The organism is Citrobacter sp. R4, from assembly GCF_026719175.1.
GTDB classification, from domain to species: Bacteria; Pseudomonadota; Gammaproteobacteria; order Enterobacterales; family Enterobacteriaceae; genus Citrobacter_A; species Citrobacter_A sedlakii.
On the sequence record NZ_JAPPSU010000011.1, the window covers coordinates 60,822 to 83,932 of the forward strand.

The 23,111-nt window shown below is 41.2% G+C and carries 17 protein-coding genes; 16 read left to right on the forward strand and 1 reads right to left on the reverse strand.

All coding sequences use genetic code 11. The annotated features are described in order from the left end of the window. Window positions 1-237: 237 nt before the first annotated feature. From hdtA to trhN, 8 genes are all read left to right on the forward strand, one after another. The gene (gene hdtA / locus OOJ60_RS19200; protein ID WP_000952689.1) at window positions 238-690 is read left to right on the forward strand and encodes a H transfer determinant A; all 453 of its coding nucleotides are present in this window, start codon (window positions 238-240) and stop codon (window positions 688-690) included. Beyond that, on the forward strand, window positions 680-1,105 hold the full coding sequence (locus tag OOJ60_RS19205; RefSeq protein ID WP_000836980.1) for a hypothetical protein: 426 nt from the start codon (window positions 680-682) through the stop codon (window positions 1,103-1,105). The genes hdtA and OOJ60_RS19205 overlap by 11 nt, the downstream gene beginning before the upstream one ends. Window positions 1,106-1,113: 8 nt before the next feature. Next, on the forward strand, window positions 1,114-1,668 hold the full coding sequence (locus OOJ60_RS19210; RefSeq protein ID WP_205613051.1) for a plasmid transfer protein: 555 nt from the start codon (window positions 1,114-1,116) through the stop codon (window positions 1,666-1,668). Between the two features lie 119 nt (window positions 1,669-1,787). Beyond that, window positions 1,788-6,092: an IncHI-type conjugal transfer protein RSP gene (rsp, locus tag OOJ60_RS19215; RefSeq protein WP_001232107.1), complete on the forward strand. Its 4,305-nt coding sequence runs from the start codon at window positions 1,788-1,790 to the stop codon at window positions 6,090-6,092. Between the two features lie 277 nt (window positions 6,093-6,369). Further along, window positions 6,370-6,882, forward strand: coding sequence for an IncHI-type conjugal transfer protein TrhF (gene trhF, locus OOJ60_RS19220; protein ID WP_001286759.1), 513 nt, complete (start codon window positions 6,370-6,372; stop codon window positions 6,880-6,882). Beyond that, window positions 6,869-8,380, forward strand: coding sequence for a TrbC family F-type conjugative pilus assembly protein (locus OOJ60_RS19225; protein ID WP_001256133.1), 1,512 nt, complete (start codon window positions 6,869-6,871; stop codon window positions 8,378-8,380). Before trhF ends, OOJ60_RS19225 begins: the two co-directional genes overlap by 14 nt. A 144-nt stretch (window positions 8,381-8,524) precedes the next feature. Continuing rightward, window positions 8,525-9,580 (forward strand): IncHI-type conjugal transfer protein TrhU, encoded by a 1,056-nt coding sequence (gene trhU / locus OOJ60_RS19230; protein ID WP_181196458.1) that lies wholly within the window; start codon window positions 8,525-8,527, stop codon window positions 9,578-9,580. An 18-nt stretch (window positions 9,581-9,598) separates the two neighbouring features. Further along, entirely contained in the window at window positions 9,599-12,787 is a 3,189-nt protein-coding gene (gene trhN / locus OOJ60_RS19235) for an IncHI-type conjugal transfer protein TrhN (protein WP_000776705.1), read from the forward strand. A 28-nt stretch (window positions 12,788-12,815) separates the two neighbouring features. On the opposite strand, the gene OOJ60_RS19240 is transcribed toward trhN, so the two are convergent. Further along, the gene (locus tag OOJ60_RS19240; protein WP_000771832.1) at window positions 12,816-13,688 is read right to left on the reverse strand and encodes a hypothetical protein; all 873 of its coding nucleotides are present in this window, start codon (window positions 13,686-13,688) and stop codon (window positions 12,816-12,818) included. A gap of 179 nt (window positions 13,689-13,867) precedes the next feature. Between OOJ60_RS19240 and trhI the strand changes: the two genes are divergently transcribed. The 8 genes from trhI to OOJ60_RS19280 all read left to right on the forward strand — a co-directional run bounded on the left by trhI (window position 13,868) and on the right by OOJ60_RS19280 (window position 23,094). Then, on the forward strand, window positions 13,868-15,652 hold the full coding sequence (gene trhI / locus OOJ60_RS19245; protein WP_042634277.1) for an IncHI-type conjugal transfer helicase TrhI: 1,785 nt from the start codon (window positions 13,868-13,870) through the stop codon (window positions 15,650-15,652). Window positions 15,653-16,046: 394 nt separating this feature from the next. Continuing rightward, complete coding sequence (locus OOJ60_RS19250; protein WP_000041927.1) at window positions 16,047-16,919, forward strand: hypothetical protein; 873 nt, start codon at window positions 16,047-16,049, stop codon at window positions 16,917-16,919. Between the two features lie 57 nt (window positions 16,920-16,976). After that, window positions 16,977-17,354, forward strand: coding sequence for a hypothetical protein (locus OOJ60_RS19255; protein WP_000120822.1), 378 nt, complete (start codon window positions 16,977-16,979; stop codon window positions 17,352-17,354). A 60-nt stretch (window positions 17,355-17,414) separates the two neighbouring features. Next, window positions 17,415-18,392: a hypothetical protein gene (locus OOJ60_RS19260; protein WP_042634278.1), complete on the forward strand. Its 978-nt coding sequence runs from the start codon at window positions 17,415-17,417 to the stop codon at window positions 18,390-18,392. Window positions 18,393-18,449: 57 nt separating this feature from the next. Further along, window positions 18,450-19,508, forward strand: a complete 1,059-nt coding sequence (locus OOJ60_RS19265) for an ATP-binding protein (RefSeq protein WP_205613052.1) — start codon at window positions 18,450-18,452, stop codon at window positions 19,506-19,508. Between the two features lie 131 nt (window positions 19,509-19,639). Beyond that, entirely contained in the window at window positions 19,640-19,813 is a 174-nt protein-coding gene (locus tag OOJ60_RS19270; RefSeq protein WP_001176647.1) for a hypothetical protein, read from the forward strand. Window positions 19,814-19,876: 63 nt separating this feature from the next. Continuing rightward, the gene (locus OOJ60_RS19275) at window positions 19,877-21,004 is read left to right on the forward strand and encodes a DUF3150 domain-containing protein (protein WP_000174395.1); all 1,128 of its coding nucleotides are present in this window, start codon (window positions 19,877-19,879) and stop codon (window positions 21,002-21,004) included. 77 nt (window positions 21,005-21,081) lie between these two features. Further along, window positions 21,082-23,094: a VWA domain-containing protein gene (locus OOJ60_RS19280; protein ID WP_046788423.1), complete on the forward strand. Its 2,013-nt coding sequence runs from the start codon at window positions 21,082-21,084 to the stop codon at window positions 23,092-23,094. Window positions 23,095-23,111 lie beyond the last annotated feature (17 nt).

Consider the following 23,111-nt stretch of genomic DNA (forward strand, 5'->3'; position numbering starts at 1 on the left):
GTGCGGATTTTTCCTAAATTTGTAAAAAACCTAAGAATTATCTTAATAAATCTGGTACTTAATTATTATTTTACTTATAAAGTCTCTGTGCTTTAATGGTTATGTAAGGATTTTTTGATACCCTTATACCCGATGGACCTAAGGTCACTGACAACGATGTTCATGTAGAATCTTCGTTTCTGTAATCCCTTTTGTTCTTGTCCCAAATGTTTGATTATTATAATAAAGGCTGATCGAATGCTATCTCGCAACTCACTAATACATGGTTTACGCCGAGACCAGTTAATCGGAGTTCTGACTATTTCAGAGTTTCCGGTAGTTATGGTAGAAAGCCACTTCATTCAGTCTGAGGTTATGGGAATAAAACCCGTAATTTTTAATATTGATGAGCTTCTTGTTTCTATATCCCCAATTTCCTCTCTTAAGTTCGATTGGGAGTGGGCCCCAGTTGATACAATACTCATTGAAGTTATCATTCCACCTGTAGAGTCAGACCTTGTAAGTGCAGAAAATGACTTCCTCCGTGATTCTGGTATCGGCCATATCCAGTGCGAGCCTGGCGGAGCATCAATACGACGTACAGTTACCTTCGTTGGTGGAATAACCGCTGATAACTTACTGTATCAGTTGAGGCTTATGTGCGTAAGTGCGTTAAAACTTTTAGGAGAGGAACTGGGGGATGAAGTCTAAGATTAGATATGTTTTATCTGGTTTTGTTGTGATATGTGCATTTGCTGGAGTTTATAAAATCCTAAACAATGTTCCGGTTAAACCTGACCTTTTGGACTTCACTGGAAACACATTTAAAAAGACATCACTCTTCCTGCCATGTGATAAAAGCTCGCCTTCTTTAAACATTAAAATTGCTGATAACGAGAAAATCGTGATCAACGGCATCGCTTCAAAAGTAACTTTTGTTGAAAAGGCTGACCCCGTCAAAAGCCCTGGTTTTTGTGATGATCTTGATCTAAACAATTCTCGCCTTGTACATACGGCATCTTACAGCATGGTGATTTCTGAAACCAAAACAGGATATACACTCTCAAATTTCAAGCATCTTGCCGATGATGAATCATTAGGTGGTATGTGGTTTTATCAAAAGTGACTTTTTATATGGCAACTTCAGACTTCTCTCTTAAAAACCATAATGTAAAAGCTTTTGGTCAGGATGCAGCACTTGTCATTGAGATGAACAATGAAGATGTTAGCTCATCAAAACCTTCACCTTTTTCAAATGAGATTGATAATTATTATCTTACATTGCACGTCGCTCCGAGGAACGCCAAAAAAGATTATGACTGGGGCTCAAACCGTTCTGTACTTCTAAAATTGTCGACGAATGAAGTTATGCAGATGGCATCTGTATTTCTTAGAATCATGCATACTTTAAAAATTGATAAGAGGAAAACCTCACATCATGGCCACGTCGTATACAAAAATATAAGCGTTACCCCAAACGAGAGGGGCGGTTTGTTGTTATCAGCAGGGATAGTTCCAGTCGATAAAGACGGCTTAAAACCCTTCATGCACATGGTCCCCGTCTCACAAATGGACTGCGTTAAAATTGGCCTCTACATACTTGGATATCTTGCTCAAAAAAAGCCTTGGGTAAGCTCCGAGTCTATAATTACCGCGCTTCGCTTATCTGAAGCCAAGAATTCAAAATAGCGTATTAACATACGGAATACATGGAAAAATACAGGTTTTTTTAAATATTATACGAACGGATATTTCTGTTTTTCATCGTAAAGTGAGTTTAATTTTGCTCAGAAAAACAGGTATTCGTCATGAGAAAATCAGGTTTAGGTTTAGCCCTGTTGTTTTCTTTAATTGCTCCGATTAAAGCGGTCTATGCCGAAGCGATTATGATTTCAGGAAAGCTACAGGCTGATTTGCCAGCCGTATCCTTTGACCCGGGGCCGGGCGACTTTGTTGCATACGTTAATTCTAACACTATCACTGCCTCAGGTGCAGGCACAGCCTGTAATGTAACGGTTGATGATCGAGCGACTTCCTCTGTTGATAACCTCGTTTGTTTTTTTGAGTGGTTACCCAATACCTTGGGATTTACTTCTAACGGTTTCACTCTTTCAGGCGTTCCCAACACCACCGGTGATTTAAAACTACCTTACAAGATTTCTTACTTCTCTGGTTCTGAACGGAAAAAAGTTGAAATAGTAAAAGGTGAATATTCAATCAAAAGTGTGGCACCGGTAAAACCTACTATCACCGGTCTTAAATCATCCCTGAACGGATTAGTCTATGACGGCTTTTCTTTCAAATCGTATTTAAAGGATGAAGCGATCAAAGATATCGCTGTTTCTGTTGAGCCCCGCAATTATATTCAATACATCTCAATAGGTTCAGGCTCCGCCTGTGAAGTTCCTATTGGCGGAACTTCCTGTACCATTGAAGTTGGAAGCATTAAGGCCAGTGATACAGATGAACTTTTGGGTTCACGTGATATCACAATTACAGCAAACTCTAAGAATAATTATTTCGCACCTCCTGAATCCAAAAAGCTTGTTGTTAACTGGGATTATCGGCCTCCTGTAGTAGACCATACACTTTGGAATTTTACCGATGAGGCTAAAACAATCAAAGTAGGTGGCCAGGACATCTATACCGGAGCCAAAACCGTTGCTGTGGCCGTTAAGGTACCCCAGCAAGAAACAGAAGGTGAATGGTGGCTCCCAACAGCTATGTCGCTCACTATGACTCCGGATGGCGTGTTTAAACCGACGACTAAAGTGACTTTAGATGATGGCACTGAGATTGATTTCAAACAGTCCTGGGCAACCCCTTTACGTAGAACTTTACAGCCGGTAAGTGGACCTCAAAAAGTCGGTGATGAGTACCTCTATATCTTCGACTTAACGGATCTTATAAACGGGTCCTACGCAGCGACTTTTACAGTAGAAAATACGAGCAAAAACTCTTCTACGTACACTGAGCCTGAAAGCAAACTGATGCTGTCTGATAACCCAACGCTTATGGTTCTCAAAGATGGGCAGGTATTAACTAAACGAGCACCCGTATACTTCCTGAACGAGATTATCGTTGCAGCTTTCCAGGGGCAGGCTGGGGTTGCTGACATAAAATCAGTAACAATAGACAACAAAGTAGTTTCGTTAACACCTACAAATTATAGAGGTATTTACTACCTGCCGGTTGGAGACGATTTAGCAGTTAATTCGGATCACGAGATTACTGTGGTGGCTGAAAACCTTTATGGAAAAAACGTTAATTTCAGTACCGTTTTCACTTATCAACCTACTGGATTCACTCTCAAGAATCTGGAAAAAAACGTAACTCTTTACTCGCGTGTACGTCAGTATACGGACCTGCTTAGTCAAACAGCTGGTGATAAATGCACTCTGTTTACCACAGAGGAAAATGCGAATGCTTACCTCGCCTGGTATGGGGAAAAATCAGATGTTACAGCATGCTACCCTCAGTGGAACAATGTCCCTGATGGGTTGGAGTTCTATTTTAAAGGACGTACCCCGGGTCTAACTGGATTCTTTAATAAAACAGGTGAGAATCTGCTCGACTATCAAGTCTATATGATTAACGGGAAGGGCTCTAAAGCGGTATCCGCAAGGAATCGCCGTACTCTGACCACACAATTACCATACAACCCGATCATCTCTTACAAAAAGAATAAAGTCATAGCTGGCATCAATCCGAACACTGCTCTGGCTTATACGACCGGGGGGGAGGCCGCTCGAATATTAGCGAAGGTGGTACCAGCTGACGTTACGATGATCGTCTCTCAAAACGGCTCTGAGGCTGTCAAAACGTCATTTAAAAATCGTTCCTCAAACAACGATGCAACGACCTTTGTACAAAGGGTTAAGGTTGCTGCTGCACCATTGTGGACAAAGAACGTCTTTGACATAGCTGTAGAATACTCAAAGGATCCAGAATTAAGAACTACAGACACACTCAACGTATATACGGTGCCTGATTTCAATATTCGAGCATCGATGGAAGTGGATGACAGAAAAACAGCCACATCTCTTGAAGTGCCCTTAAAGGTAACAGTGGGGCGTTATAACAACTCCACACGTAAAAGTGCATTTGACCGTAAAACAATGGGAGAATGGGACGTCACGATATACTCGCAAAAAAGTGTATACGGCAAAGATCCAGAAACAGGCCGTTATAAAACTACATACGAAAGAACTGCGCTGACTGAAGCATTGCCGGTCAATGATGCGGGCATTGTCGAAACCAAGATTAAAATTGAAAATATGGATCTGGGTAATATGCGTCTGGTTGGTGTGGCTAAGGTCAGATCGCCATTCTCTGATTTTGAAATGAAACGTGAGACCAGTGCTGTAGGCATTCGAATCTATAAAGGTGAGGAACTGGAGGGTAACCTGTCGAAAAGCCTTATTATCGGAAGGATCCCACTTAGTACTCTGGTAAGCTTCAAATCTGCCAGTACTGCTAACTCTGACGCACTTGCCCCCACCGAATGGCAGCAGTCCTCTGATAATGGTCAAACCTGGAATATGCTTTCCGACATGACCGGAAAGAGAAGTGTAAGTATCAAAAAGACAGAAGTAGGAAAGTGGCTTTATAGGGCAAAAATGACCAATAAATTCACATCTAAGGTTTCCTACACAGATGCCTTAACGGTAGTTACCTACAAGCAGCCTAAGCTCAGTATAGATGTGACAGACATTCTTCAGGGCTCAGATGTACCTGTAACCCTGCTTGATAACGATGAGCCTATACCAGCAGGCACCGCTGAGGTTCTCTGGTCAGAGGATAAAGTCAACTGGGTGCAGGGAGATACAACTTACACTGTGGCTTCAGCTGATACCCTACCGTCTACGATTTATGCCCGGATGCGTTACCTTGATTCCGATGAACTGGCAGAGGAGTCTTCATGGAAGGAAACGTCTGCTCGGTTGGCAGCCGCAAAACCCAAGCGCCTTTCTGTCTCGGTAACGGGGGTTTCTAAGGTAGAGGTTGGTCAAAAAGTTACTTTGGAAGGTAAGTTCACGAACCCTAACAGTAAGTACCAGAATGGTAATAACGTAGTTGAAGAATGGAAAACACCGGATGGCCAGACATTTAAAGGCTCTACACTGTCTGTTACCCTTACTGAGCAAATGTTGGATAAACAGGGATATGCTGCTTTTGAATACAGTGCATGGTTAGCGGACAATAAGGAGAATACGGTTTCTACCCGTAGAGTTTCTGTCAAATCGTGGGTTTATAAATTCCCCGAAATGAAAATAAGCTCCAAACTTAAATACGACATGGCACCGACCACCCTACGCGTTGCGTTGAGCGGTATTAAGGATGGAGACTATCCTGGTGTTACTTATTCCCGAGAATGGATTTACGACAAAGAGAATCTGGTAATCACTAAAGATGAAGGTGACACCAAAGAATTTACAATTGAAAATCCTGGCAAATATACATTGATGGTTGTTTTCAAAGATAACCGCAACAATGAACAGCGTATCGAAAATACCTTTGTTGTCGATGAACAAACGCCAATGAACGTTGAGATGACACCCAAGTTCTCTAACAAATATATGAGAGCTCCACTCGATGTAACCTTAAGGTCAAACATCAAGCTATCTCATTCGGCGGACTCGATAGATACGGTCACATACAAGGTGAACGGTGAGGTAATACCCAGCGGCAAAAATTATTGGGCTCAACTGATTTCGGGTTTAAAAGAAAAGAAATACGAGATCACAATTGATGTTGTTAGTAAACTTGGACAGAGAGGTTCAGCATCTGTTGAGTTTGATGTCGTTAAAAACGCAGTGCCTAATTGTACATTGAGCTACACGGAAACCAACCTAAGCTGGAGCTTTACCAATAAATGTGATGATACTGATGGAAAAATGGTTAGATATGAATGGTTCATCAACGGCGAATTAAGGAACGTTTTCGGTAGTACGGCTACACTTTCTAAAAACCTTAACCGTGGTAAGCAGGACATAAAAGTAATTGCTTATGATGATAGTGGAGACTTTGCAACGCAGCACGTGACAGTTTTCGGACCGGCTGAAGAGGCAAGTAAGTCTGAAAACACTGTATCAATACCAAGCAGTGAGTAATAAATTTTTAAATATAAAGCCGGGACATTTTGTCCCGGCTTTTTTATGCCCAACAATTGGACCTTTGAAAAATTAATACCGGAAAGTAACTTTGCTACAAAGGTATCTTTCATGGCCGCTAACAAGGCTGCGTCTACATGCTGAGAAATTAACATCCTTATAGGTTAATATTAGGTTAGTTTGCAGACTTCCGAGCGTTGAAAAACATGGATAATAGTTACTTGGATAGAGGTGTATCTACTTAGTAAAAATATTCTTCAGTGCTAGTGAGAAAAATATGAGCGACTACATACCTAAAAAGAGAGGGCTGCTTATACTGGATTGGTATGTCCCCATTAATATTTTATTGCTGATTCTCGTTATGTGTGTCTTTTTCACCCGTTATACATTTGGATACGGTTTATTGAATGGGTGCCTGCCTGCTGATTTTTATATGATTGATCATTCGGATAAAACTATTAAAACTGGTGAACTCATAGCTTTCAACATGCCGAAATCGGTTCGTTTTATCCCAGAAAATGAACGAGTCATAAAAATTGTTGCCGGTGTGGGCGGTGACAAACTCAAAGTAACAATGGATGGGGTTTATAACGGGGACAAATTTTTTGAAGCTAATGCACGTCGTATTTCAAAGAAATACAGTATTCCGTCCATTTTGATTGAAAAAGAATTGATAATTCCTGAAGGCGAAGTTTTCCTAATTGGGCAAACCGATCACTCATGGGATTCCCGTTTTTGGGGAACAGTAAAGCTGAATTCAGTAATTGGGAAAACATATGCGATCTTTTAATGTAAATAAAAAATATTTACCAATACTTCCTGGACTTGCGTTATGTGCAGTTTTAAGTAATACAAATGCAAGCACTGAGTATCAACATGATGCTGACCTAATCGCTCAGCAAGCAAAAGGGCTTGGCGCTCAGGCTAAAGGTGCACAGCAGCCAGATGGGGCTCTTAGCCTTGATGCTACGCTAAATTCACCAGATGTGCAGAAGTACATTGCGCAAGCTGAAGCACTCAAAAAAAACCAGGACCTGAGCAGGCAAACAAACCGTGGTTACGTGCCCGGTATGAATGCGGATAGTGTTCAAGCAGTTATAGACCATACCCAGGCTATAAGGGCCCAAAGTAATAACTCTGATGCTGTCAACGATATAATTAGAAGACGTGATGAAATTCAGGAAAACGCCAGCCTTAATGAAGCGGCTCTGAAAGCTGTGGAAAATAAGCCGGAAGTCATGCGAGGACAATCTAAAAATATCGAAAAATTGTTTGGTTCCTCGGGCATCACAGCTGCTGACTTCGAAAGAAAAATGGATAGCACACGTGAAGAAGCACTATCAACTGAAAATGGTATAACGATCTTTGCTTCATTTAGCTTACCGGATTATGTACTGGAAGACCTTTTACGTACGGCCTCAGAGCATAAAGCTCGTGTAGTTTTCAATGGTCTAAAGAAAGGAACTACTCGGCTACCAGAGACACAGGCAGCAATAAACCAAATGATTGTCAAAGGAAAATTTGAATCTCCTTTGATTACAATTGATCCTGATAGCTTCAGTCAGTATCAAGTAACTCAAGTACCGACAATTATTTCTCGGGAGCAAGCTCGTTTTGCAAAAATGGTAGGGTCCTTCAACGTTGAGTTTTTTCAGCGAGAACTTGCTAAAAAACCCGATCAGGACATTTTTCCTGTTGCTGGTACGATTTATCCCGTTGAAGAAAAGAGCATCATTAAAGAACTGGAAGAACGCGCACAAAAATATGACTGGGAAGGTGCAAAAAAAAGGGCCGTTGCGGACACCTGGAAAAATCAATGGATGGTCGATCTCCCTCCTGCCCAGGAACACAAAGAATTTTTAATTGACCCTACAGTGAGGGTCACTCAGGACGTAAAAGATAAGCAGGGCCGTGTAATAGCTTCCGCCGGTGAGTTGATTAATCCACTTTCGAGATTTCCTCAAAACCTGACGATGATAATTTTCGATCCACTCAATCCGGGCCAGCTGGTATGGGCTGAGCAGCAGTATCGACAACGTCTGGGTAGTGGAAAAGTAATGCCAATGTTTACCCGTATCCAAAAAGATAATGGATGGGATCACCTAAATGATTTACGTGAAAAATTTAACGGTAAGGTGTTTAAAGTAAACGAACAGATTATCTCACGCTTTCAGATTAAAAATACACCTGCGCTTATAACTACTGACCAAGATAAATTCCGGATCACCCTGTTTAGCGAGGCAGAAGTCCGTGGAATCGGAGCCCCAAATCTTTCAGAGGAAAAATAATATGAAACTCGGATTTATTATAGGCGCTCTCTTTGCAACATGGCTGACGCTAAATTATCCGGACCAGATGAGAAGTTATTTTACCAAAGCCGTCGACTATATCGAAAGTGTTGCAACATTTATTACATCCAAGTGAGCATGATGGTGAAAAAATTCAAAAAGTTACTTTTAGAGTTCATTGTAGCAGTTATGCTTTCGCTTTCTATACCTGGTATGGCTATGGCAGCAGATGCTGGAGTCCCTGGGGCTATGTGTCAGTCAGCTGGAGTGTGGCAGGGCTTGATTAAGAATATCTGTTGGAGCTGCATTTTTCCCATGAGGATAATGGGCATAGGGGCTGCTCCAGAAGGCGCTGCACCTTCACGTCCGGGTTGCTACTGCACAGATCAGAACGGCGTACCGGAAATAGGTTGGCAATTGAGCTTCTTTCAGCCGGTGAAGATTGTAGAAGTTGTAAAGAGCCCCTGGTGCAGCCCCTTTCTTGAAGGCACGATGCTTCAAAAATCGCAGTTTGATATTGGTAAAAGCAACACTAATCAGCCAATGACAGCAACTGAAGCCGGATTTTACGATGTTCATCTTTGGGAGTTCCCAATCATGACAATGCTCAAATTACTGATTATTGGCGAGTGCACTGCTGAACCCTATATAGATGCCAGCCTGACCTATATAAGCGAAGTGGACCCTATGTGGGAAAGTGATCTGCTTACACTCGTCCTGAATCCCGAGGCAGTAGTTTTTGCAAACCCAATTGCCTCAATGGTGTGCGCTGCTGACTGTGTAGCAGTAACAGCAGGAAAGGATAATCTCGCTGCATACTTTTGTGCCGGATGCGATGGCAACCTTTACCCATTAACCGGCCACATTTACGCAAATGATGACGCTGTAAGGACGAGTTCACTGATTACCCAGCGTCTTCTGACAAAACTACATCGCCAAGGCATGCTGATGCGAACGATGGGAGCAGACGCAATGTGTGAGAAAACGTGGGAATACTTTACACCACGTTCCCAGTATCGGCTTTCAATGCTTTTCCCTACTCCTGAGGCGAAGGGACCGGATTGCTGTCATCGTCTTGGTGATTCGGTACACGACTGGTCAACCCTTAAAGGTGGGCGCAAAAAAATAGGCAACGATAATTATGTCTATATGTTGTGGCGTTACAATGACTGTTGTGTTCGCTACGTTCCAGGCGTTTGATTTCTAAGGAGAAAATAAGTGAAACTTAGAAAAACAATCACCTCAGCGATTATTGCATCAATGGTTGCCAATACTATGAGTTGGGCTTTTTATGTCACACTCATAAACATGGTAATGACACCACGTGTTTACGCTGCTGACGCTATATTTGACCAGCTCGAAAATAATTTTAACCTTGCAAATCCTAACGCAAATCGCAATGCAACCACCAGTGCTCAGGACATTGTGGAGAAATACAAGAACGCGGATTCAGGCGAGAATGTCAGTGGGAAGATCACCGAGAAATACGTGGGTAAAGCCGAATCCGCTAATCTTAATCTCGGGAAGTATGGGGCAGGGAACTCTAATGAAAGTGTCATGAAAAATGCCGCATCCGATGGAAAGTCTATTGGTAGCGCCGTACAACTGCCGAGTATGTCTGGAGGGACAATCAATTCAAACTACACCAAGGAAGGGGCAAAGCTGCTCTCTCGTGATGCTAATGGCAACATTGGTATAAGCAGTAATCCCAATACTACTCCTGGAACCAAAACAAATACGGGAGAGATTTTCAGCTCAGAGCAAAAGCACAGCGATATAAAGTTCAACGCCGCAGATCGTTATGGGGATGAGGATGGCTTTGTTAACGATATAAAGAATCGGAAAAGCCAGTTATTTGATGCTCAAAGTTATGATGGCGTTGCCTACCGCACCCTCGTAAATGCTAACAAGGACAACCCGGCATCGTCTGTAAAGCCTAACGATCCCATGTTTACTGCGGGGAGAAATGAGATAACCAATGCTGTTGCTGGTACTGGAAACTGGCTTCAGAACTGTAATGTTGAGACCTCCAAAAAAACAGTAACCACACACTATCCTGATTACAAAGAGTTCTACTGTAACTCGCCTAAGCAAGATAACTTCAGCAGCTGCACGATAACTCGTGACTTCTCTGTTCCTGTATACATTTCAGGCGGAAACGGAGACATGTCGATGTGCGGCGATAATTGTGTGCGTATATGGTTTGGTCGCCGTGATGACAACTACTGGAGTGACGGGGTATTTGATAACGAACTGACATTAAAATTCCATCCGGATGCAAAATTGGCCTCAGCAAAGATTGTTAACGCGGAGTGGGATGACCACATGCGGGTAACACTTGATGGCACGCAGATTTTTGCTCACATAGATGGTGCATATCGAGAAAGTGACTATCCGGCTCCAAAGGGATCTTGGGAGTTAAAAAAATCGTGGAAACTCGACAAAGTATACGATGTAACTGAAAAGGTCAGAAAATCAGTTTATGAAGAACCTGATCGTGAAGTGACAATGGCATCCAGAGTCTGGGTTGGTGGGGGAGGTGAAGGGTACTTTGAGGTTGAGCTGACGTTTGAAAATATGAAGCTCGAAGATAAGCACGTCCAGGAACCAGCTGGTTGTTACGATGCTGTACAAACACCAAATACATTCTGCCGTTTCGATCGGTTTAAAGATATGGATGTTGGCACGAAGCGGCTTCCGGAAAGCGTGCTTTCTATGGCAAAGCCGCTGTATGAAGGCGATAAAGGCTTTCTTACCTGGAAGACTAACCTTGAAGGCTATTTTTGTGATCCATTGGCTAAAGACAAGATTTGCTCTTATGACGCCAGTGGGAAAATTATGAAAGACGCTAATGGAAAGGACCTCTGTTACAACTACGAAGAAATTAAGAGTATGCCTGATGCATGTAGTTCTTATAAAAATGATGCAGCATGTGTACTCGATAAACAAACATGTGCAGAGGGTTGGTTCGATGAGGGCACTAACAGCTGCTACATGTATGAACAGAAATACACCTGTGACAGAGGTAAGGATGTAGTTCGTGAGGTTGAATCTTCTACAAATGCCTGTGTTGGCATGATCCCATGTTCTGGAGGAACATGCGAAACTGGGCCAAAGGAAGAGAACAACGATTTTGGAAAAGTTGCGGCTTATTCAAACATGGTTCAGTACATGCAGGGCGAAGCCAAATGCGAAGACCCTAACGATGCCAATTCCTGTTCTGTCTTTGAAGGAAAACCTGAATGGTGTGGTCGTTCAGTAGGCTTTGTAAATGGCCTGGCAAAGACGGACTGCTGCGAAGCACCGCAGGGAACCGCAGGAGCACTTGAAGGTATCATGCTTGCCGGATCTATGATCAGAAACACTAACTGGACCAGAGTTAATGCTCAGCTAATAAAATGGACCGGCGGTGATACAGGTACATGGGCTTCTATGTCCAATGCGGTCGGTGAGTGGACTGCATCAGCTGGTAAAACAGTAGGGCAAATGTGGAACAATGTCACGAGCTCCTTAACGAGCGTATATGAAAACGTCGCTGGTAATCTAAGCAGGGCAGTTGGGTCTTCCGCAACTTCTGGAGGGGCAGGAGGTGCTGGCCAGTTGGCACAGGAAACAATGTCCAGCTTCGGTATAGGTCAGCTTAAGCAGATGGCAATGAAGAAAGCCTACGAATTGCTACCAGATACAGTTCGAGACTTTGTCTTTAAGAACGTTGCTACTACCGGAGGAGAGGTTGTCTTCTCGGCTGCGGTTCAAAACTTTATGCTTGCATTAAACGTGATCGGTTGGATTTATACAGCCTATCAGGTCACTAAAATGCTTTTAGAAATGTTGGTAGCATGCGACCAGAAAGAGATGGAAGCTTCTATTCATAAGAATCAAAAATCCTGTTTTACATTAGATACGGAACGATGCGTCAAATATCTGAATGTTGGTTTCACAAAGAAATGCGTTAAAAAAGCAACAGACATGTGCTGTTATAATTCCATGTTGTCACGCGTTATTATGCAACAAGCTTATCCGCAATTAGGAATAGACCCTGTCGCCTCTAATTGCGTGGGGCTATCAATAAAGCAAATACAGCAACTGGATTTCGATAAAATTGATCTGACGGAGTGGATTAATGATGCAGTTCAGGTAGGAGAAGTTCCTGATCAATATTCAAAATTCTCCGAAGAATCAATTGTGGAAAACTTACCATTCCAGAATGAGAACTATCAACTTCCATCAGAACGTACCAAGGAAGCAATGGGCGGTGAAGAAAATATGATAAAGGCCAGACAAGAAAATGCTCAGGCTATAAAAGAGGAAAATGTAGATTGTAGCTATTTACCTCGACCGGCCATATGTGAGGTAGGTTCAACTACGCTGGATCCGGTTACGGGCAAGCAGTTGCCGAAATATTGAAGAAGGGGCCGTTAGGCCCCTTTTTTAATTACTTGGCTTTCAATGTTTTTTCTGGGAAGCCTTTTTTACCGTATTCACCGGTAAAGAGGTAATAATCTTTTCCGTTGATGGAGGCTGCAACACCCCCTGGAGTTGTTGTATTTGGGCTATCAGAACGGAAAATGATACCCGAAAAATCAGCGCTTGTTTCGTTTCCTTTAAATGGGATGAACACATAACGAATTACAGCGTAATCACCAGCGGGAAGGTTTAGCTGAGGAATTTCGGTTCCTGTTGCGGGGCGAATCGCCTGAAAGCTGTACATTGAATCTGTAGGGAAAACATCAGCATCAGGCTTAGAGGGCAGATCACAGGTACTCCATTTATTGACGACTGCCATATCAATTTTACATGTGGCCAGAGCTGCTTTCTGTTTTTCAGGGTTGTATCCAAATGAGGCCTGAGTTGCTTTTGTATGCTCAAAAACATACTTAGCTCCTTCACGTACCAAACTTTCATCATTGTAAGGCAATTTTTTTGGATTGGGGACGAACACTAGGTATTGATTGACCTGGATGTATTCGGCGTCAGAAGAACTGTACAAAGAGCCGAGGCTCATGATCCCAAAACCTTTTAGACCGCCTGTTACGTAGCCCATCGAACTATTGATGAGATACTTAGAAAGAAAGTTGTCGGCATCCCCTCCAGGAGTAACCTCTTGCTCCTTAAAATTAACGTCGAAACCAGCAAACGAATAGGCATTCTTGGCGACAGAATCATTTGCTTTAGCATGCCAGTACTGGCCGTGACTGTACGCATTCAGAGCGGTGCCTGGCGTAGTGCCGGTGTCACCGGCACAACCCGATAGGGAAAAACCAATGACGACAGAAGAGACCAGAGATACTAAACGTAAAAGTTTCATTTAAAGCCCTTTTTGTAATGTCTTTTGGAGATGGAACCATTATTCCATAGTCACGCGTTTCACAAACAACCTGATTGCATAAAAAAGGAAAAAAAGTGATTTCCAGTAGAACCAGCAGTACACAAGAAAAGCGCTTTTATAAAAATGTATAATTATTAAAACGAAGTAATGAGGTTGAAATGGGTAAGCCAACAGAAGAGCAAAGACCTGTTATCGAGAATGCTAGCGCAAACAATATGGTGATAGCAGCGCCTGGATCAGGCAAATCATTCACCATGATAGAAGCGGTTATATCGATTCTCAAAAAGTATCCATATGCAAGAATCGGGATGGTGACCTTTACTCGCGCTGCAACAAACGCACTTGCAGCAAAGTTACAAAAGCGATTGAGCAAGAAGGATCTTGACCGGGTGCTGGTGGATACTTTTCACGGACTCGTTAAGAAGCAACTGGACATGATTCGCTGGCCGGGAAAGATGTTGATAGGGCCAGCACAGAGATCTGTCATTCACCGGGCTTTGAAAGAATCCGGTGTAACGATGAAGTTTGCTGAAGCTGAATTCGTTATTGATGCTATCGGCAGAGAAATGGATACGGATGTGATTTCAGTTCGGCATAACAGACAACAGATCCATTTATTTAATACCTATCAGGCGTTATGCCAGAAAGACCATGTGGCGGACCTCAATGCTCTTTCAAAATTTGTTGTCGGTCAAATGCATTCGGGAAAAATGCGCACGTTAGATTTGACACATTTGATAGTAGACGAAGTTCAGGATACTGACTCTATACAATTCTCATGGATAGCATTGCATACAAGAGCTGGAGTCTATACGAGTATAGTTGGAGACGATGATCAGGCCATCTACTCCTTCAGATCCTCAGGAGGAGTCAAAATATTTCAACAGTTTGAAAAACACTTCAGACCTAACATATTTTACTTAAACACATGCTTTAGGTGTGAACCTGAAATTTTAGAGGTGGCCGGAGCACTGATAGGAAAGAATGTTTACCGTTATGCCAAAGAGTTACGCTCGGCAAAAAAGGGAGGAGGAAAGGTCACTTTTCGTTCATATGTAGATATGGAGGAACAGATACAGGGTATTTTAAGCCTTATAAATCAGGATCCACATGGATGGGCAATTCTAAGCCGCAATAATGCTCACTTGGATGAGCTAGAAAGTTTGATCGAACAGCCAGTAATTCGTTACGGAGGTAAATCATTCTGGGATGAAAAAGAAACAAGCGATGTGTTAAGCCTTATGGCCTTTTTCCGACAATCAAATGATCCTCGCTTAATGAAGAGAGTATTGGCATTGTTTGGAGAACAGGAATCAGTTTTGGATGATGTGGCATTGAGTATGAGAGGAAGAAAAGTTACTTTTGGCGACCTTGCCATCCCGGAGGACAGTTCTCTCGAAACAAAAACATTACATTCAAACTTCGTGCGCTTTACCCAGGAAAGTACTGATAAAGTTGAGATAGCAAAACGTTTCGCCAACCTTACGAAATGGATGGAATCGTCGTCAATCAAGATGAGGAGTAATAAAGGTACAGCAACCTTAACAAAAATTGCTTTAGACACTTGTAAACAGTGGGCAGAAAAGACTGGTTGGATGAATATGATCAATCGTGCTGCTGCAATGTCATTAGGCCCTAGGAAGAAGGACGAGGAATACAGCCCAGAGAAAGTAGTCCTATCAACCTTGCATGGTTCAAAGGGTCTTGAGTGGAATAAAGTAATAATAATGAGTTGTAATGCGGATCAGATACCAAGTAAAAGATCAGTTGGGGAGGAGGCAATAGAAGAAGAAAGACGTTTGCTTTATGTTGGATTTACGCGTGCAGAAAAGCAACTTTTTGTAATGTGGTATGGTGACCCTTCTTTCTTTTTAAGAGAATGCAGTGAAGAAAAGATAAAAGAAGCAGCTAATATTCGAATTTCTCCAGTTTATACAGAATAATTCGATATGGGCATTTACTTATGCTTAAAGCTATAGTATAAAAACAATGAGCTTAAATATCAGCTCCCAAATTTGAGTAACTTTGCTTAAAGTTACTTTCGCGTTAAGCGTTGATTTAGCCGTGAAAAGCGGCCAGCTTAAACAAGCTGTAAGACACCACCGGCAAAATGTCACCTTTGTCGCTGGTGCACTTCCCATGCCTGAAAAAGGCAATCTGAATTTACCAAACCGTAACTAATTTAGCTCCTCCTGGAGCTATTTTTGTTGCGTACTTCTAATGCCAGATAGTATAAATCAGGCGGTTCATAGCTTACGGGAGATGAATGACAGGCTTTGCCTTCGTGTTGAAACAAAAAATTGTTTCTTCCTTCTTACTATATATAGGTGACCCCAAATGTCTAAAAATAAAGCTCGCAGTAAAGCCCTTCATCAAACCTTTAGTGAAATTATTCCAGAGATGGATAAGGCGCTAAACAAACAGCTCTTAGAAGTTCTGATGAAATATACAGAACGTGATAATGAACTGATTGTTATTTTGAATGAGGACGGCCCAAATATCATTGAACTTAAGTCTCTTAAGCCTGTGTCTTTGTTGGCCGAAAAGCTTTCTGCTTATTCAAGCTATTATCATGTGGATGTTGTGGAGCTCGTGGTCAAGAAAATTGATTTCGAAGGAGCTTATAAGCTTCTTAAAGCTTCCCCAGATGTACCACTTTTTAAAAGCTTAACTGAACTGGATAAATATCTTGTTGAGGAGTTTGAAAAATACGGATTAAATTCATTTCTTGACGTGGATAATCTGGATTACTCACTTGAAAAAGCCAGTGAACTCAAAAATGAGCAGTTAATAAATTGGGTTTCGGACATCATTTGCAAACGTGAAAAATTAACTTTACGTAAGCGTTTTGATGTCGCAGTAAAGGCCCACTACGAAAATGTAGAAAAAATGTATGATACCATTCGTCCGTTAATGAAAAAACTGGGTTTCCCAGAAGATCTCATGACGCACACCTTTAGTGAGTTAAGCGTTTTTGAAACTAAAGGATGGGACCATGCAATAAAATCGAAAATTGAGACTCTCGCTAAGCGTGAAACTCAATATTTAGATGATGCGGCTAAAGCAGAGAATCGACGTCTTGTAACAGAGAAGTTGGAGAACTCTTTAGCGATTGCACCAACTAAACCAACAAGAAATTGGTTACATATTGCCGGAATTGCCTGTTTGGTAGTCTGCACGTTCATGTATGTAACTAATAAATTTATTTAATCCTGTTAAGGGGGAACCCTAACGGGGCTTCTCTTTGAACAAATCGAGGAGCGGAAAATGTCATATCTTGAATATATCAATGAAGTAAAAGTGTCCGGGATAGTTATCAGTGCTGTGGAGAAAAAAATGACTGACCAGAGTATAGGTTTGTTAATAAAGCTCAAAAATAGGATGAAGACAGAAGTTGATGGTGAAATCACTGAGAGAGAATTTTCAGTTCAAATCAAGGTGTCGCCTGAAATGTATTCAACCTGTTTCACTGGTATAAATCAGGGTGATGAGTTGATGGTCTCCGGTTATATTGTTGTCGATACTATTATGATTGAAGGGAGAGAACATCCTCTTGACTACATGAGAGTGGTAGCAACAAGTAAGTTGGCTCACATACCTAAACCTCTAAAAGGTTTTGGACAAAGTAGCTTTAATCAGATCTGACATTAAACCCACCCTAAAGGGGAGAAATCCCTTCATGGGATTTCTCCTTTTGGAGTCCCCATGAAACAAAAATTTAGGGCTACTGCAATAAGTAGTAATCAACTTAGTTTTTTTTCTATACTCGATATAGATGAAGATGAAATAACGCAAATAGTTGATTCACCCAAAGAGCATTTAAATGATGCTTACACGTCCGGATTAAACTTTAAATCAGAAGAAAGTAACATTTCTGAGATAAATTATGATTCTGAAAGGCGTGAAAATCACCTTTATGAAAAATCCAAATTACTTAAAAATCAGATTTTGCATACAATTAATTTTGCAGCAGAAACAGATTATCTATATACGGTTGAAGAATATAACCCAGATTTGGGTGGTCTGGTAATAGAATGGACCCCTGAGGATGTGTATGTTGTTTTTCTATCCGCTATGGAAGAGTCTTTGGAAATCATTAAAGAACTAGTGTTGAGGAGAAAGTTATTCTTCAAAGATGACAATGGTAATATCACAGTGAATCCACTTTTAGAAGCTGAAACACGGTGGTATATGTCAAAATCATTTGAATACACTTGTTTATGTCATGGACTTGATGCATGTGAATTTAGAGCGGAATTAAAATCATGGCTCTATTATCATTCGCATCGTTCGATTAGTGAAAACACGAAATTAGCTGAATGCAGGAATGATGATGAAATCATTTTGCATGATTGCAATGACGATATGGGCTGGGACATCTTCTTTGATCAGGATTATTTAATGTCAGAAAAAAAACTGGCTGTTAAATGGACTGACAGGGAAATTATGGATGTTTACATAAAAGCTTTTAAATCCACATTAGAGTTGTTTGACGAGCTTGTTTCATGTGATCTGTTAACTAAACGAAACGCTTTTGGCAAGTTAGAAATCAATCCAATATTCGAAAATCATTTTGAATGGATCATGTCTGAAGCTTTTGAAATAGTGGGAAATCATCTTGGTTATAATGTGCCTCAAATCAGGAAACTGATGGCAACTATTTGCCAAATGAATCTCAAATAAAATGCCACTGGCAAACATCTGCCAGAGGGCGGTGTTTGCATTTTACCGGAGTTAAAAATGTCTAATGCCGCTATGAAGTTAAATGAAACATCTTCTGATGCTTATGAAAAATTAGAAGCTCTTCTTTCCCCGGATGTTATAAAGTTAAAACATTATGTGGATAAAGGTGAGTATCTTTTAGTTCTAGCAAAGGACCTTTTTGGTATTCCAGAAATAGATCCAAAGATGGCTGTGCCTGTTTTCAAAACTAAAACCTCGTATCGAGCTCCGCTGAACAAAGACTACATACCAAATCCCCGAATACTTGAACAAGTGGTTAAACTGCTTATCAGTCCGGATATAGATTTAAGTGTGTGTCTTAAAGGTGAGTCCGGTTCTGGCAAGACTGAAATGGTAATGTACATTAGCCACATGATGAATTGGCCGCTGACAATTAAGCAGATCAACAGCAATATTCGAGTTGATGAGCTTGAAGGTGAGCGCAGTCTTAATGGTGGTAATACAGGTTTTGTACACAGCGATTTGGTAACGGGATTTCGTAATGGTCACCTCATTCTTCTGGATGAAGTGGACAAAATCGATCCTGATACGGCAGCAAAACTTCACATGCCCATTGAACGTAAGCCCTGGTCACTCAGTGCTAATGGTGGTGAGGTTATAACTGCTAATGGCTACACGCGATTTATTGGTACTGCAAACACAAACATGAGTGGAGGCGCTCGCCGGTTCGTTTCTTCTCAACGTCAAGATGCAGCTTTTATAAAGCGGTTCTTGATAGTTGAAATGGAGAAGCCCGACAAAGTTGCTTTAACCAATGTGCTTACTAAACGATATAGCTCTTTGCCTTTTCAGGTCATTGAGAAGTTCGTAAGAGTAGCGATTGCAGTAAATGACTCTGGTACAGAAGACAGTGTGATGGATATTCGTCAATTAGTAGCTTGGGTTGGCACGTCGATGACGTTAAAAACCTTTAGTCTTCTTGACACTTTCAAAATAGCTTTTGCTTCTGCTTTACCTTTACATGTGGTCGATCTTGTTCTTCAAGCTATAGATCTTTCTCTTGGCGAAGACAAGGATAAATCGCTGGAGTATTTCACAGCAAAAAAGTCGAGTTAGATGGGATTTGTTATGAAACCTCTGATATTTGTATCTCAGAGTTATCCCATCTTGAATTTAGTGCGTTTTTAAGTACGGATGGTGCTGCTACCATTGCTATAGCAAAAAACGGAACTAATTTTACTGGACTTATGCAACTGAATAACGACTATTCTTTATTGTTTTATCATGATGGTAAAATAAATATGGAAGGTCTGATTAAACAAATGGAATTAAAAGGTTATATGTATCAGGGAGCAATGGGCAATGATGATGTTGTTGCTGAGTTTCCCGGTATTCTTTTAATTTCACCAGAGAAGCTTTAATATCAACCCTATCGGGAAATCTTTCCCGTTGGGGAGGGTTTCCCCTTTTTTTTGGAGAAACCCATGACTTTAAATACTTCAATGCTTAACAAAGTATCTGCAAAACAAATCTCTGAGAATTTTGCAAAATCATATCCAGATTTACTGGAAGGTGCAGTTATAACAAAAATTGAAATAAGTGGCTGTCAAGGATCGCGTCGAACCGATAAAATCGATTTGTCTTATGATGGAGATGATATTACGGATCAAAAAAGCGTATCTAAAAGCGAAGTACGCTGGATTGACATAAAAGCCCTTAGCTTCAAAAGTACGATTACCAGCAGAATATCAACTCTTTGCTCACGCTTGTGCATCCGCTATAGCAATATGTGGATTTTACCAGTATCCAGTATGGAAGAGTTTCTGGAAGGGGCCCAAGAGATTGAACGAGAGTTTCAGGCAGGTATTCAAAACGTTGTAGACAATTATGAGATGCATATTGAGGCTGAAAAAAATAGAAGCCCAAGAATGTCTTCTTTGATTGATCAGTTGAAATTAACTAAAGATGATTTCATAAAATCCTTTAGATTTAATATTGCTCACTTTATTCCTTTTACGCCTATTAGCGTTGAAGGTGATGAAACCCAGGACTACTATCAGGAACAATTGATAACAGATCTGGCAGAAGAAGCAATGAAGGTTTATGAAAAAATTAGCAAAAATAACAATTTGCGCTCAAGTACTATTGACCGACTGAAGCAAATGCAAAATAAGATCATTAGCTTCATGTTTATACATAAAGAGGCGGCAGTACTTGCAGAAGCTATAAAACACATAATGAATAATTTACCTAAAGGTGCCATTTCTGAACCTCGCGACGTTGCGGTGTTACAGCAGTGGTTTTATTTCATGAGTGATGCTTCAATGTTAAAGCGTATTATTTCAGGAGAGCAAAAGGTTACTGACTGGTTGGAATCTATTACCAGATCATTTAATCAAAGCTCACAAACAGAACCGAACGCGCTACAGAACACAGGTATTGAAGCTATTTTAGATTCAACAAATGTGTTCCAGGTTGAACCTGTCGTAGAGAACGATATAAATAACAGCACGTTTTCAAACACTGATCCTGTAGCTGAACCTGAGAAATCAGTTTCGCAACAGGAAGACAATGTTGAAAATGGTTTTGATATCGAGCTCAAAGGCTGGTAACTGTTTGCTTTATTAAAAACCCCAGATGGGTACTTCACCATCTGGGTGAGTACCCCTTTTTTATAAAGAGGTATTCTATGAAATTAGATCTTAAATCATCACCGCGCCATATTAAGCGTTTACAGAATATAGCAAAAGTCATTAGCGGCTTAGGCGATGTAAGAGTTGTAATAGACGACAATACCAAAGGACCGTATTTTGATCCTGTAAATAAAGTTTGTGTTTTACCAAACGGCGATTATAGCGATGATGACTTTGTCAGTCTGATTGAAGGTTTTACCTGTCATGAAGCTGGTCATGGTCGCTATACCGACAGCGAGGTTTACAGTGACGCCTTTAATAGTGTTCTCAAGTCATCTGAAGGGTTTACACGCTTCGATGACGGAATGAATGCAGAGTTTGAGAGCCTCGCTGAGAAACGTAAAGCTTATAGCAGGGCAAAACGTCTTACCGGGCTTATAAATCTGTTCGATGATGTACAGATGGAAGAGAAGGTTGGTAACGATTATCCGGATGCAAAGCGGCGGCTTGCAGCCACTTACGCACTGATGGTTAAAGCCGGAAGGATGACTCCTGATATATCTTCTCGTCCGGAAAATCCTGTCCTATTTATTGAGTGGTATCTGCTTAACTCATTGCGAGTAAAAGTCCTTCAGCAGGCAGGTCACAAAGAAACACTCGATCCGTTTTTTGACTATGCCCAAAAGATACTTTCTCCAGTAATTTCTGATGTTGAGGAAATTTTTCATGATGCTCTTGGTTGTGAAAATACTCAGGGCTGTGAATCCCTTGCTCGTAAGACCCTGGCTCTTTTAGAGAGACTGCGGGATGAGGCAAGGGAACAACAGCAGCAGACAGAGCAGGAGGAGCAGGAGGCATATGATGAATCCGAGACCGATACCGATACCGATACCGAATCAGAAGATAAATCGCTTGAGTCGACTGATAGTCGTGAGGATGATTCTGAGGACGATAGTGAAGGTCAGGCAGATACTTCCGATAACTCTGATCTTGCTCAAGAGGGATGTTCTGAGCCTTCAGAACTTGCTGAAGATAACGAGGGAAATAATGAACCCACCGGTGGCAATCCCACAGGTGATAACATTATTGAAGACGATACTGATGCGATTAACCCTTCCGAGAGTGAATCAGATGAAGCCAGTTCGACTAACGTTGAAGATGAAAGTAACTTTTCATCGGCTCAATGGGAGATACTGGCAGATTTGTTGGATGCCTTTCTTGGCAGTGATGAGGATAGCGAAGATTATCACGATGCTTTGGCTAAAGAGATTGAAGGTATTGCATCAAAAGTATCCGATGACGTGAAAGCCGAATTCGGTGCTTCTGAATGGGATATCCCTGATCTCCTTATCGATTTGAATGTTTACAATGAGGCTTTGTCTCTGAGTCATTCAATCGGTAGCGACTTGTCTGTTTTACAGCAGGTTAAAATGCGTGGCCGAAACAAAACTCATGAGCGTGGAATTACCTTCGATGGAAATCGATTAATTCTGTCACCAATGGGAGTTCGTGATGTCTTCAGAGCTCAAAGCGAATCTAAAAATAGAGGGCATGTTGGCCTCGTATTAGTTCGTGATATTTCAGCGTCAATGGCTAATGATGAAAGATATATTCATGCCATTAAGTCAGATCTTGCTTTATCGATGGCCGCTGAAAGTTTGTCAAAAATGCATGTCTCCAATATAGTCTTTCCCTTCAAGGAAAGTGAATTTGAGATTATCAAAACGTTTGATCAAAGCGTTGAGGAATCTCTATCGAAATTCACTCTTGGATGTAAGGGTTATTATACCCCTACGGGATCGGCTTTAATGGCAGCTGTTGATCTGTTACTTGACAGCCAATTCGATAGGAAAATAATTTTTCTTATAACTGATGGTTATCCGAATAAATCGGAATTTACTATCGGCGAAGTTATGGAAAAGGCTAAATGTAATGGAATAGAAATCGTTGGTGTTGGTATTAAGACTGATGAAATAATTGGTTTTGAAACGGACACTTTCGTAACAGTTGATGATACTTCTTTATTGTCTATTGAAGTCAGTAAGCTAGTTCATCAAATACTTTCTTAATAAACTCTACCCAATCG

Excerpts from the sequence above, each read along its gene's own strand:
- OOJ60_RS19210 (WP_205613051.1), top strand. The coding sequence starts at position 1,114 with ATGGCAACTTCAGACTTCTCTCTTAAAAACCATAATGTAAAAGCTTTT.
- OOJ60_RS19275 (WP_000174395.1), top strand. The coding sequence starts at position 19,877 with ATGACTTTAAATACTTCAATGCTTAACAAAGTATCTGCAAAACAAATC.
- trhF (WP_001286759.1), top strand. The coding sequence starts at position 6,370 with ATGAGCGACTACATACCTAAAAAGAGAGGGCTGCTTATACTGGATTGG.
- OOJ60_RS19270 (WP_001176647.1), top strand. The coding sequence starts at position 19,640 with ATGCAACTGAATAACGACTATTCTTTATTGTTTTATCATGATGGTAAA.
- hdtA (WP_000952689.1), top strand. The coding sequence starts at position 238 with ATGCTATCTCGCAACTCACTAATACATGGTTTACGCCGAGACCAGTTA.
- OOJ60_RS19260 (WP_042634278.1), top strand. The coding sequence starts at position 17,415 with ATGAAACAAAAATTTAGGGCTACTGCAATAAGTAGTAATCAACTTAGT.
- OOJ60_RS19250 (WP_000041927.1), top strand. The coding sequence starts at position 16,047 with ATGTCTAAAAATAAAGCTCGCAGTAAAGCCCTTCATCAAACCTTTAGT.
- OOJ60_RS19240 (WP_000771832.1), bottom strand. The coding sequence starts at position 13,688 with ATGAAACTTTTACGTTTAGTATCTCTGGTCTCTTCTGTCGTCATTGGT.
- OOJ60_RS19255 (WP_000120822.1), top strand. The coding sequence starts at position 16,977 with ATGTCATATCTTGAATATATCAATGAAGTAAAAGTGTCCGGGATAGTT.
- rsp (WP_001232107.1), top strand. The coding sequence starts at position 1,788 with ATGAGAAAATCAGGTTTAGGTTTAGCCCTGTTGTTTTCTTTAATTGCT.
- trhI (WP_042634277.1), top strand. The coding sequence starts at position 13,868 with ATGGGTAAGCCAACAGAAGAGCAAAGACCTGTTATCGAGAATGCTAGC.
- OOJ60_RS19265 (WP_205613052.1), top strand. The coding sequence starts at position 18,450 with ATGTCTAATGCCGCTATGAAGTTAAATGAAACATCTTCTGATGCTTAT.
- OOJ60_RS19225 (WP_001256133.1), top strand. The coding sequence starts at position 6,869 with ATGCGATCTTTTAATGTAAATAAAAAATATTTACCAATACTTCCTGGA.
- OOJ60_RS19205 (WP_000836980.1), top strand. The coding sequence starts at position 680 with ATGAAGTCTAAGATTAGATATGTTTTATCTGGTTTTGTTGTGATATGT.
- OOJ60_RS19280 (WP_046788423.1), top strand. The coding sequence starts at position 21,082 with ATGAAATTAGATCTTAAATCATCACCGCGCCATATTAAGCGTTTACAG.